The 13,181-nt window shown below is 34.0% G+C and carries 11 protein-coding genes; 8 read left to right on the top strand and 3 right to left on the bottom strand.

The features are described 5' to 3' along the window. Positions 1-149: 149 nt before the first annotated feature. From ISU00_RS13965 to ISU00_RS13955, 3 genes are all read right to left on the bottom strand, one after another. Entirely contained in the window at positions 150-1,379 is a 1,230-nt protein-coding gene (locus ISU00_RS13965; RefSeq protein WP_228851288.1) for a peroxiredoxin family protein, read from the bottom strand. Between the two features lie 76 nt (positions 1,380-1,455). Continuing rightward, positions 1,456-2,202, bottom strand: a complete 747-nt coding sequence (locus ISU00_RS13960) for a hypothetical protein (protein WP_228851287.1) — start codon at positions 2,200-2,202, stop codon at positions 1,456-1,458. Positions 2,203-2,250: 48 nt separating this feature from the next. Beyond that, positions 2,251-2,454: a hypothetical protein gene (locus tag ISU00_RS13955; RefSeq protein ID WP_228851286.1), complete on the bottom strand. Its 204-nt coding sequence runs from the start codon at positions 2,452-2,454 to the stop codon at positions 2,251-2,253. Between the two features lie 97 nt (positions 2,455-2,551). On the opposite strand from ISU00_RS13955, the gene pheT reads away from it, so the two are divergent. From pheT to ribB, 8 genes are all read left to right on the top strand, one after another. Further along, positions 2,552-4,978 (top strand): phenylalanine--tRNA ligase subunit beta, encoded by a 2,427-nt coding sequence (pheT, locus tag ISU00_RS13950; RefSeq protein ID WP_228851285.1) that lies wholly within the window; start codon positions 2,552-2,554, stop codon positions 4,976-4,978. A gap of 64 nt (positions 4,979-5,042) precedes the next feature. Continuing rightward, positions 5,043-5,753: a hypothetical protein gene (locus ISU00_RS13945; protein WP_228851284.1), complete on the top strand. Its 711-nt coding sequence runs from the start codon at positions 5,043-5,045 to the stop codon at positions 5,751-5,753. Positions 5,754-5,867: 114 nt separating this feature from the next. Further along, the gene (gene tpx / locus ISU00_RS13940; protein WP_228851283.1) at positions 5,868-6,380 is read left to right on the top strand and encodes a thiol peroxidase; all 513 of its coding nucleotides are present in this window, start codon (positions 5,868-5,870) and stop codon (positions 6,378-6,380) included. After that, complete coding sequence (locus tag ISU00_RS13935) at positions 6,373-6,744, top strand: diacylglycerol kinase (RefSeq protein ID WP_228851282.1); 372 nt, start codon at positions 6,373-6,375, stop codon at positions 6,742-6,744. Before tpx ends, ISU00_RS13935 begins: the two co-directional genes overlap by 8 nt. Before the next feature lie 93 nt (positions 6,745-6,837). Beyond that, complete coding sequence (locus tag ISU00_RS13930) at positions 6,838-9,231, top strand: DNA translocase FtsK (protein ID WP_228851281.1); 2,394 nt, start codon at positions 6,838-6,840, stop codon at positions 9,229-9,231. A 19-nt stretch (positions 9,232-9,250) separates the two neighbouring features. Continuing rightward, positions 9,251-9,892 carry a LolA family protein gene (locus tag ISU00_RS13925; RefSeq protein ID WP_228851280.1) on the top strand — a complete coding sequence of 214 codons (642 nt, stop codon included), beginning with the start codon at positions 9,251-9,253 and terminating at the stop codon, positions 9,890-9,892. Between the two features lie 14 nt (positions 9,893-9,906). Beyond that, positions 9,907-11,892 carry an LptF/LptG family permease gene (locus tag ISU00_RS13920; RefSeq protein WP_262892112.1) on the top strand — a complete coding sequence of 662 codons (1,986 nt, stop codon included), beginning with the start codon at positions 9,907-9,909 and terminating at the stop codon, positions 11,890-11,892. Between the two features lie 32 nt (positions 11,893-11,924). Further along, positions 11,925-13,070, top strand: coding sequence for a 3,4-dihydroxy-2-butanone-4-phosphate synthase (gene ribB, locus ISU00_RS13915; protein WP_228851278.1), 1,146 nt, complete (start codon positions 11,925-11,927; stop codon positions 13,068-13,070). The last annotated feature ends 111 nt before the right edge of the window (positions 13,071-13,181 follow it).

Below are 13,181 nucleotides of genomic sequence, written 5' to 3'. Positions count from 1 at the left end.
AATCCAAATGGTATTTCATATATAATTGATTAGTTACGATGATGAAATTAGCCCCAAACCTAATTCCTAGTTGTTAGTGTAACGTTAAATAATTAAACAGGTTTTGTTAATTAACTGTTTTTTAAGACTATGATTTCGAATACTTTAACCTATTGATTTAGCAAATAACTTATGGTCTCAGAGAATTCCTTTTTAAAAATTTCATATTTCTCACCGGTAGCAGGACCGTTAAAACCGGTATGAATAGACACTACATTTTTATTTTTATCCAAAATAATTGTTGTAGGATAAGATAATACCTGATTGAGCATCGGAAGCTTTTCCTGAGCCAATTTCTTATTGCTAGTTCCAAATTGTGCGAGTAGCAAGGGGTATCGTACGTCTAGATCATTGCGAAGTCTGATTAAACCTTCCATTGCCTTTTCTTCGGTTTTTGCATATTCAAATGCAAGCCCTATAAATTCCAAATTTGGATCATCCAAATCATTATAAAATCCAGCAAGATATCGGGTTTCATCTAAACAATTCGGGCACCATGTCCCCATAATTTGAAGAACAACCACTTTATTATCAAAGGCTTCGTCTGACAGTGAAATCATGTTGCCGTTGGAATCAGGAAATTCAAATTCTATTCTGTCATAACCTTCCTTTAAGTAGGTTAAAGAGTTAGGGTCATCCAATTCAAATTCATCATTTCTTATCCCAATAAATGGCTCTTTAAAATGACTTCCTGAATAAAAAGCTCCATCCATTGTTGAATCGGTAACTTCAGCCTCAAAATAATAGGCATGGGAACCATCAAAAGCGGAAAGCTTTAAGATATTTCCATCCATTACTCCTTCTAAAAATCTATAGTCCCCTGTTAAGGTCCTGAAGGTACCAGTAACTATATTTCCAGACTGATCAAAAATGCCTTTTGCTTTTTCTATTTCCTCTACATTATCAGGGCTAAATGTTACTTCCCAATTACCTTGAATATTGGCCTTTGGTTCATTTTCTATGGTATATCTTGTTTCAATACCGAAAAGAGCTCGAAAAGGAACTTTTCTGTCAAGACTTTCCTTGACAAACCATCCGGAAACCAAAGAATCTTCTATTTTTCCAATTAAAAATCCTTCAAAGGCTGGAAATCTAACCATTACAGAATCATTGTGATACGTTATTTCCTCAGCTTCAATAATCTCCTCAGCATTATAAATTTCCAAATCGTTTGCTGAATTAACCTTCATGTTAAATGCCAATTTGCCCTCATCCATAGTTTCCAATTCCACGCGATATATACCGGGTTTTAAACTAGTAATAGATTTTTCCTCTTTTTCAGGACTATCCTTGCAGCCAATTAAGACAACACAAAAAAATATAGATAAGATACAGCGCATTATAAATAGTTTGGTTAGGATTGGAAAATAAAAAAGGCGTAAATCTCTTTACGCCTTCAAATTTAAATCAATTTGATTATTCCTTTACAGAATACACTGCCATTAATTTTTGTCTTTGGTTACCCAACCTTACTTCTGCATCCTGGATACGCTCCTCAAGCCTGTTGAGCTTTTCTTCAGCGTTAAGAATTTTTCGGCGCTTTTCTGTTATTTCTTCTGGTGTGGCGCCTTCTTTTTCTAATAATACAACACGCTCCTTTGCAGCCTCAATCCTGTTTCTACTTATGCTAATAAAATCACGTCTATCTTCAATATTTTCTTGAACATTATTAATTTTAAATTGTGCATCTGCAGCACGAGCCTGACCAAATTCTCTCCCGGTTAAATATCCTTTGTTTTTGCCATACGCATTGCCATTATTATCATTTTCAGTCTTGTGCATTCCATGTTTATTGCCAGCATCAATTTCAGGATCATCCATTTTTACTTTTTTATCTTCTCTCATTCCATCTTGTCTATGAACACCATGTTCATCTTCATATTCCTCTTGTTCTTTCTCATATTTCTTCATCTTTTTCAAATCCTCTTTTTCCATTTTTTGAAGATTATCAATTTTTGCTTGAATTTTCTCCTTCTCTTCTGGGGATGCATTCTTCATTTCTTCCTTTAAGGATTTTTTTTCCTCTTGGATATTTTTATTCTTTTGGACAATTTCATCCTTGTTTTTGTTTTTATTATCTACTGGTTTATCCGATTGTGCCGATAACAGGCCCACTGATAATATTGTAGATAAAAAAACCGTATATAATGTCTTGATTTTCATAATTGTTATTTTGTTGTTAAACTTTACTAATAATCCTTAAAATGGTCTTTAAAGACTATCTAATTCCTCCAATGCTTCCTCCAATTCGGCAACATCTACTTTTATAGAATCATTTATTGCCTGTACTGTACTATCTATTGTTTCAACTGTTTGTAATTCCTCCTGAATCCTAGCCTCTTCCTTGGATTTATCCACACAAGACATAGTTATTAGAAGGGCAATTGATGGTATAATTAATTTAATAGTTTTCATAATAAGTTTTTGTTTATAAATGCTTGTATTAAAATATACGAGGGCTTTTGAATGCTTGGATCATTATTTTATCTTTGCCGACCTATAAAGAAGGCATATGAAGATCTCCTATAATTGGCTGAAACAATTCATTAAAATCAATCTTACTCCAACTGAAACTGCCGAAATGCTAACCAACTTAGGTCTAGAGGTTGAAGGGGTTGAAGAGTTTGAATCTGTAAAAGGCGGGCTAAAAGGTGTAGTGGTTGGTGAGGTTATAACTTGTGAAAAGCATCCCAACGCGGACAGGTTAAAACTAACCACTGTTAAGATTTCTGATGATGATGTTGTGCAAATTGTTTGTGGTGCGCCAAATGTAGCGAAGGGACAAAAAGTGCCTGTTGCTACTATAGGAACAGATCTTTACACCAAAGAAGGAGAAAGCTGGACCATTAAAAAAGGTAAAATTAGAGGTGAAGAGAGTCATGGAATGATTTGTGCGGAAGACGAACTAGGCTTAGGAGACTCGCACGATGGCATAATGGTTTTGGAAGACAAATTAAAACCTGGCATGCCAGTATCTAAAATATTTGAAGTAGAATCAGATAACATCTTCGAAATAGGATTAACTCCAAACCGTGCAGATGCCATGAGTCATTTTGGAGTAGCACGTGATTTAAGAGCCGGGCTAATTCAAAAAGAATTGAACGTAGAGTTGATAACTCCTTCGGTAAGTTCATTCCATGTGGATAATCGCACTTTAAAAATTGGTGTTGATGTAAAAGACAAGACTAAAGCACCTAGATATTGTGGCGTTACAATTTCAGATCTTAAAGTAAAACAGTCACCTATTTGGTTACAAAATAAATTGAAGGCCATTGGTTTAATGCCAAAGAACAATGTCGTGGATGTCACTAATTATGTTCTTCATGAGTTAGGTCAACCATTACATGCTTTCGATGCTAGAAAAATTAACGGAGGAAAGGTTATAGTGCAAACAATGCCTTCAGGAACAAAGTTCATCACTTTAGATGGGATAGAAAGAGAACTTCATGAAGAAGATTTAATGATATGTGACGCTGAAAAACCTATGTGCATAGCAGGAGTTTTTGGCGGAATTAATAGTGGTGTTACAGAAGAAACAACAAGTATTTTTCTTGAAAGCGCTTATTTCGATCCTGTCAGCATTAGAAAGACAGCAAAAAGGCACGCACTTAATACAGATGCATCATTCAGGTTTGAGAGAGGTATAGACCCAAACATAACAGAATATGCCCTTAAACGTGCCGCGCTTTTGATTCAAGAGGTTGCGGGCGGTAAAATTACTAGCGATATTGAGGAATTTTATCCAAAGAAAATTGAGGACCAAATGGTTCGTTTAAATTTTGAAAATGCCAATAAACTAATCGGCGAGGTTATTCCAACTGAAGTCATAAAACGCATTTTACGGTCTTTAGACATAAATATAAATAGTGTTACTGAGACTGGCTTAGGCCTTACCGTTCCTGCATATCGAAATGATGTTACGAGAGAAGCGGATATAATTGAAGAGATATTAAGGGTCTACGGATATGACAATATCAATACTACGGAAAAATTAAATGCTTCCATCTCACATTCCACTGGGATTGAAGACTTTCAATTACAAAACATTGTAGGCAATCAATTAACGTCTATTGGTTTTTATGAAATATTAAATAATTCACTTACCACTCCAGATTATTTTAAATTAGGCAATTACACTTCTGAAGATTTACAAGTTAAAATAATCAACCCACTGAGTAACGATTTGTCCGTTATGAGACAATCGCTGCTTTATTCCGGATTAGAAGTGATTAATTATAATCTCAATCATAAAAATGATCGATTGAAACTATTTGAATTTGGTAAAACCTATTTCCAAATTGATGGTTCTAATGTGGAACACAAAAGAATGTCTCTATTTATTTGTGGAAACAAGGAAGCAGAACGCTGGAATGCTTCTAAGGAAAAATCTGGTTTCTTTTATTTAAAAGGGGTTGTAGATAGTTTACTAGCACGTTTGGGAATTACCGATTTACACAGTTTTTCAGTCGAAAATACCGACTTTTCTGAAGGATTAAATATTTCAAGCGGAAACAATGTCCTTGTTGAATATGGAATAGTTTCAAAATCCATTTTAAGTTATTTTGGAATAAACCAGGATGTGTTTTATGCCGATTTTAAATGGGATACGATTTTGAAGGCAATCCAAAACAAAAAATTGGTATTCAAACCTATTTCCAAATATCCTAAGGTTAGAAGAGATTTTGCTTTATTAGTAGATGATACTGTAAGTTTTGATTTAATAAAGGACATTGCCTATAGTACTGAAAGAAAATTGCTCAAAGAAGTTGATCTTTTTGATGTGTACCAAGGAAAAAACCTGCCTTCTGGCAAAAAAAGTTATGCCGTGAGTTTCATTTTGCAAGACGAACAGAAAACCCTTACGGATGATCAGATCGACAAGATCATGTCCAAATTGCAGAAGAGTTTTGAAAGTAAAACTGGAGCAATTTTGAGATAAACGTTTTTCTATCTATTTGATTTTTATGATTTAAGTTATATTTTTAGGCAAAACTGCTTCAAAATTGAAACCACTAAATCTCGAAAATCGTCTTCGAAAAGTTCAATATTCTAGAAAAAATAAGGGAATACAAGAAATTTTCGAAGAAATCACAAATGGCATAGAAAAAGAAAATTCTCGAATCAATTCAAAGTTAGAGAATGTAGACAACAATCATTCTAACGACTTTGATTTTGATCTTTTGGAATCTGACCGAATATTCCATATTAGTGCAATTAGAACGGTTTGTATAGATTATAGACTTCGTTTTTTAGATAGCAATTTTTTTAAAGGAAAGATTCCAACTGAAGCCTTAAATGAAATCCGCCATCTCGAAAATCTCCATAATACAGAATTGGACGGTTTCAAAATAATGGCGCCATCTAAATCGCTAAAACTGGAAAATGCAGATGACCCACTTCTTTTTGCACCTATAACCAATGATTATTATTACCTCATATACAAATGGGGTAAGGATTTACATCCTTTAAGAAAATGGGTTTGTCTTCCTTTTAAAAATATAAATAACACTTTAATATTTGCACTATTATCAAGTTTACTGTTATGCCTTATGGTACCCTTCTCTGTATATGATGAAGGCAAAGAATTAACCGAATTTTTCTTTCTCTATCTTTTTATGTTTAAAGCAGTTGGCTTTGTTATAATATTCTTTGGCATTAGTCGTGGAAAGAATTTTAATTCAGAGATTTGGAATAGCAAATATTATAATGCTTAACTCATCCTAAATCACCTTTTGAGTAATACAACCAATAATTCTATTTATTCTGTTATAATTTCTCTTCCTAACTAATATCTTTACATAATAAATAAGCCTCATTTTTATAGTTTAATGGCGACTGTAGTATTAAAAAGTATTCCTGTTCACACTTTCGGCGAATTGCCAGAAGTTGGTACCAAAGCCCCAAACTTCCAATTAGTAGCTAACGACCTCACTGAACGTACCTTAAAAAGTTATTTAGGTCAAAACGTTATTTTAAACGTTTTGCATAGTGTCGATACCTCGACTTGTTCAAAATCTATTTTGGAATTAAATGAGTATGCCAAAACTATTGGAAACGTAAAGATTCTTTGTATTTCTAAAGATCTTCCTTTTGCGATGCGAAAATTTATGACTGGTAAAGAATTGAACTACATTGAAACCTTATCTGACTATAGGTATAGTAGTTTTGGAAAAAATTATCAGATTGAATTTGTAGATGGACCACTTAAAAACCTTTTATCTAGATGCTTGATAGTATTAGGGAAAGACGGAACCATACAATACGCTGAACAGGTTTACGAAAACTCCGATGAACCAGATTATGACTCGGCTTTTAAAGCTTTAAAACAAATTAATGAATAAGTCAAAGGAACCACTGCTTATTAATAGGTTAAAAAGTGTAAAATATGCTTTTAAAGGTGCGGTGATTTTAATTTGGACAGAGTCTAGTGTTCAGATTCAGTTTGTCATTGCCATTTTAATGACTATTGCCGGATTTTATTTCCAGATTTCAACAATGGAATGGATCGCCCAAATACTATGTATTGGTTTAATAATGAGTATTGAAGGTTTAAATACAGCTGTAGAAAAGATTTCTGATTTTGTTCATCCAGATTATCATAAATTAATCGGTAGAATTAAAGATGTCTCTGCTGGTGCGGTTTTTTTTGCTGCAATTACTGCCATTGTTATTGGTTCGATAATTTACTTTCCTAAGATTTTTTAAAACTAAATAAATCCTTAGCTTTTTTTGAAATACAATTTCCATTATGATAAACGTTAGATATTTGTATTTTTGTTTTAATCTAACTCAGCGTTGATGGCGAAGAAAAAGGGCAAGAAATCAACAAAACAATCCTCAGCCTCCAAGACTACTACTGTTAAACTTTCCAACCAACAAAAACTTATATATGGAAGTTTACTGATTATACTTGGATTATTGCTGTTTATAGCATTCCTATCCCATTTATTTACTGGAAACATTGACCAAAGTGCTATAGAAGCTTTCACCAATAGGGATGTTGAAGCGGAAAACTGGTTAAGCAAGGTTGGAGCATGGGTAAGTGACCTGTTCATAAATCAAGGATTTGGTGTGGCCTCTTTTATTTTTGCTGGACTCATATTCTTAAGCGGGGTTTATATAACCTTAGATATTAACAAAGTTAAATTGGCTAAGCATTGGATCTGGGGAAGTCTAATCGTTGTTTGGCTCTCTATATTCTTTGGCTTTTTTGGGCATTCTTATGGAATGTTGGGTGGTGCCATCGGATTTGAAATGAACACATTTTTACAAGATTATATTGGCAAAATCGGTGTTGCTCTACTGCTCCTGTTCGGGTTAATTGTTTACTTGGCGTTGAGATTTAAAGTATCCGCTCAAAATTTTTCCAATATTTGGAAAATAAGTAAAGAAAAGTTCAAAAATGAAAACCAAAAACCTGCATATTCTGACAATTCGGATGTCTATTTGGTTGATAATGATTTAAGTGCAGAGGCCGAAGAAATTAAATCGGCATTTGATCTGAATGTTGATAAAACCAAACAGGAACCGACAGAATCGAAAAGTACCGCGAATGAGGATTTTGAAATTGAAGTAAATCAAGAAGATGTAATAGAACCCGAGCTAGAGATGGCAATTGAGGAGTCGCGAGAGGAACTTTCTGAAACAGACAATCTATCTAATAAATTAGTTAAAGATTTTGGGCTTTTTGACCCCACACTAGAATTAAGTAATTATCAATTCCCTCCATTAGACTTACTTAAAAAATACGAAGGTGAGGGAATTACAATAAATCAAGAGGAACTAGAGGAAAACAAAAATAGGATTGTTGAAACCCTCAATAATTATAAAATAGGGATTTCAAGTATTAAAGCTACGATTGGGCCAACAGTTACCTTGTATGAAATTGTTCCTGATGCAGGGATCCGAATTTCCAAAATTAAAAACCTAGAAGATGACATAGCCCTTTCCTTGGCAGCACTAGGCATAAGAATTATAGCTCCTATCCCTGGTAAAGGAACAATCGGTATAGAAGTTCCAAATAAAAATGCCACCATTGTTTCAATGAGATCTGTAATAGCATCTCAAAAATTTCAAAAATCTGAAATGGAATTACCAATTGCTTTTGGTAAAACCATTAGCAATGAGACAATGGTAGTTGATTTGGCCAAGATGCCGCACTTATTAATGGCTGGTGCAACCGGACAAGGAAAATCGGTTGGTCTTAATGCTGTTTTAACTTCTTTATTATATAAAAAGCATCCTGCTGAAGTAAAATTTGTTTTGGTTGATCCTAAAAAGGTGGAGCTAACTTTATTTAATAAAATTGAGCGGCATTATTTAGCTAAACTCCCAGATAGCGAAGATGCTATTATCACAGATACTACAAAGGTTATTAATACCTTGAATTCTTTATGTATTGAAATGGACAACCGTTACGACATGCTTAAAAATGCAATGTGTCGTAACATCAAAGAATACAACGAAAAATTTAAATCTCGGAAATTAAATCCTAATGAAGGTCATCAATACTTACCATATATTGTTTTGGTAGTTGACGAATTTGCGGATTTGATTATGACTGCCGGAAAGGAAATAGAAACTCCTATAGCCCGTTTGGCTCAATTGGCTAGGGCCATTGGTATTCACTTGATTATTGCAACTCAACGTCCTTCAGTAAACGTTATTACCGGTATAATTAAAGCGAATTTCCCAGCGCGTATTGCGTTTAGGGTGACCTCAAAAATAGACTCCAGAACTATTTTGGATAATTCTGGAGCAGATCAATTAATTGGACGTGGAGATATGCTTTATACCCAAGGTAATGATGTTACTAGAATTCAATGCGCATTTGTTGACACCCCTGAGGTTGAACGCATAACTGAATTTATTGGTTCTCAAAAAGCATATCCAGATGCTTATCACCTTCCTGAATATGTTGGGGAGGAAAGTGGCACAGGTATTGATATAGATCTAGAGGACCGAGATAAATTGTTCAAGGAGGCTGCAGAAGTTATAGTAACTGCACAACAAGGTTCAGCATCTTTACTTCAAAGAAAATTGAAGCTTGGTTATAACAGGGCTGGAAGGTTAATTGATCAGCTGGAAGCTGCTGGAATCGTTGGAGGTTTTGAAGGAAGTAAAGCACGACAGGTTTTGATTCCTGATTTAACCGCCCTAGAACAACATCTTAGGGATGAAAATTTATACTAATAAAATAACTCGAAATAAAATGAAACGATTAATTACCCTCATAATTTTATTTGTTGGATTTATGGGATTTTCCCAATCTTCCAAACAAGCAGAAACATTGTTGAATGAAGTACACAATAAAGTTAAATCTTACGATAATATATCTATCGACTTTAAATATGTATTGCAGAATTTAAGCGAAAATATAAATCAAGAAACTCGTGGGGATGTTGTAATGAAAGGTGATCAATATCTTTTGAACATTTTAGGTGTTACCAGAATTTATGATGGTAAAACCCTATATACCATTAATCCTGAGGATGAAGAAGTTACAATTTCTTCAGATAATACCGAAGATGAAAACACAATAACTCCAAGTAAAATGCTGTCTTTTTACAAGGAAGGTTATACCTACTCAATGGATATATTACAAGATGTACAAGGAAGAAAAATACAATATGTTAAACTCACCCCTATTGATGCCAATTCTGAAATAAAGAATGTTTTATTAGGAATTGATGCAACAACAAAACATATTTACAACTTAATAGAAGTTGGAAAAAATGGTACGAGGACTACATTAACGGTTAATTCTTTCAAAACAAATGAACCAATTTCTCAAACCTTATTTACTTTTGATAAGAATAAATACAAAGGTTATTATATAAATAATCTCGATTAAGGTTTTTTGCCTAAATGAAGATATTAGATAGGTACATACTTACGACCTACTTAAAAACTTTTATGAGCGTGTTTGTTATACTCATGCTCATTTTTATTTTACAATCTATATGGTTGTATATTGGTGAGTTGGCAGGTAGAGACTTATCTTTTTTGGTTGTTTATAAGTTTCTTTTATATGCAACCCCTACCCTAATACCATTGATATTACCGCTAACAATACTGCTTTCATCTATAATGGTTTTTGGAAGTTTAGCGGAAAACTATGAGTTTGCCGCAATGAAATCAACCGGTATTTCATTGCAACGAGCCATGAGGGCCTTGAGTGTCTTTATTCTTTTGTTGGCAGTGGTAGTGTTCTTTTTTGCGAATAATGTCATTCCGGCAGCAAATTTTAATTTTTATAATCTCAGGAAAAATATTGCCCAAAGGCAACCGGCTTTGGCCATTACAGCCGGTCAATTCAATCAAATTGGAGATATCAATATTAAGGTTGAAGAAAAATACGGCGATAACGACCAGCTACTACGAGATGTTATAATTCATAAAAAATATCAAACAAAAGCCGGAAACTTCAGGGTTATGAAAGCCGAAACCGGTGAATTGAAGAGCAGTTTAGAATCGAACGTCCTACAGTTAGTATTGTTTGATGGTCACTATTATGAAGAGGTTCAATCTAACGACAGAAAGCAAGCTATAAAAAAACCGTTCGTAAAGAGCGCTTTTGACGAATATATCATCAATGTAGATCTTGAAGGGTTAAATGATGTTGACATGGAGGATAAAAGCTACGATAACCGTTATAATATGCTCGATATTAGCGCTTTGAATTACACAATCGACAGTCTTGAAAATCAGAGAGAACGAAATTTTGAAGAACTTACCAACACGTTATATTCTAGGTCCGCCATAAACAATTTGAATATAAATTTTGATGTCAAAGAAAATGCAGATTTGAGCAATGGTGTTCTCGAACTTTTTGATACAAGAACCAAATCCCAGATTCTAAGTTTGGCGAAGAACTCAATTAATTCTTCAAAACAAATAATCTTGACTAAGACTCAAGGGTATTCTCAAGAAACCAAATGGCTAAATAGGCATATCATTTCCCTCCATGAAAAATATGCTTTGGGTTTAGCTTGCATAATTTTATTCTTCGTTGGTGCTCCGTTAGGAGCTTTGATTAGGAAGGGAGGAATTGGGCTTCCCATGGTAATTGCAATATTATTGTTTCTCACCTATCACTTTATTGGGATATTCTCTAAAAATGGATCTCAGGATGGCTCATTCAGTCCGATTATTGGAACATGGCTATCAACGTTAATCATGTTGCCTTTAAGTATCTATCTAACCAGCAGAGCGACAAAAGATAGAGGTCTATTTGATGTTTCAACATATCTCGATCCTCTAAGAAAATTCTTAGGGCTAAAGTCAAAATACAAGTTGAAAAATGAAGATGGCGGTTTCCGCGATTATAGCTTTATTACTCATTATTCCAACGACAAACTTATTGGTGTTATTAAGAATTATGACCAACTTCAATTTAATAAGCAATCAAAGGTCCTTGCATATAACCAACTACTTGCAAACGGCATTAGAAATGAGGTCTTAGAAGAACGCGGTTTAGTGATTGATAAAAAGTTTATAGAATCTTCTAAAGATGCTAAGAACGCCATTAAGTGGTCTAAGGTAACTTTCTTTATCTACATCTTATCCGCCTCTTTTTTAATATTACACTTTGTATTTAAAAACAACAATTTTCCTGAATGGTCACAATTTGTATTAATTGCTTCCATAATTGGATTTGTCCTGTTTTTGATTTCTTTTATTTCCACTTACACTAAAGTCTCAACCTTTAAAAAGGATCTAGACGTCCCAACAAAAAGATTAAATCCAATATTGATGATTTTAGGATTCCCATTTTACATGGTGAGCCACTTTTTCCTTAAAAATAAAATCCGAGAAGACTTAGGAAGTGCGGTTATTGAAAATATAAAATAAACCTATCTTTGCGTAAATTTTGATTCATGTTGATGACTGTTAAGAAAACTTCTGAAATAGCACTGAATAGCATTGAAGAGGCCATTGAAGATATTCGAAAAGGCAAAGTTATAATTGTTGTAGATGATGCTGACAGGGAAAATGAAGGCGATTTTGTGGCTGCAGCTGAAATGGCAACTCCAGAAATGATCAATTTTATGGCAACCCATGGAAGAGGTCTTATTTGCGCACCATTAACTGAAACCCGCTGTAAATCATTAGACTTGGCAATGATGGTTAATAACAATACCGATGCCATGGAAACTGCATTTACTGTTTCTGTCGATTTAAGAGGCAATGGTGTTACTACAGGTATTTCAGCCTCAGATAGAGCCAAAACGGTTCGGGCATTAATCGATGAAAATACCCGGAGTTTTGACCTTTCTAGGCCTGGCCATATATTTCCTTTAGTTGCAAAGGAAGGAGGAGTTTTACGAAGAACAGGTCATACCGAAGCTGCAATTGATTTTGCCCGACTTGCTGGATTAAAGCCAGCTGGTGTAATTGTTGAGATAATGAATAATGATGGTTCTATGGCGAGACTTCCACATTTAATGGAGGTAGCCAAGAATTTTGATTTAAAGATTGTTTCAATTGAAGATCTGGTCGCATATAGAATGCAACATGATTCACTGATTGAAAAGAAAGAGGATTTTGAAATTGCCACACGTTTTGGAAAATTCAGACTTAGAGCCTATCAGCAAACCACCAATGAGCAGGTTCATATTGCTCTAACAAAGGGCACCTGGAAATCGAATGAACCAGTTTTAACAAGGGTAAATTCAACTTTGGTAAATAATGATTTATTAGGAACGTTAACTAATAATGCCGATCAACAATTAGACAGTATGTTTCGCGTAATAAATGATGCTGGCAAAGGGGCCATATTATTTATCAACCAACACACCCCTTCTACAAATTTTCTACATAGGCTTAGCGAACTAAAAAAAGCTCAAAATGGAACTGAAATTATCAAGGCTCCAAGTATACACATGGATTCTAAAGATTTCGGGATTGGAGCACAAATTCTACATGATCTTAACATCCATAAACTTCGAGTAATTTCTAATAGTGAAAGAACAAAAAGAGTAGGAATAATTGGGTATGGATTAGAAATAATAGAATACGTAAATTACTAATTTATAATACTTTAAATTATATTATATAACTTTATAGTTTAAGTTTTAAATTTTTCAATACTCTATTTTACTTTTATCAATAATTGAATACTCCCCTTAATTTTGTTGGTT

Source organism: Aegicerativicinus sediminis (assembly GCF_015476115.1).
In the GTDB taxonomy this organism is placed as follows: Bacteria; Bacteroidota; Bacteroidia; order Flavobacteriales; family Flavobacteriaceae; genus Aegicerativicinus; species Aegicerativicinus sediminis.
Note: the sequence above shows the minus strand (reverse complement) of the source record. Positions and strands in the feature narration are given on the sequence as shown.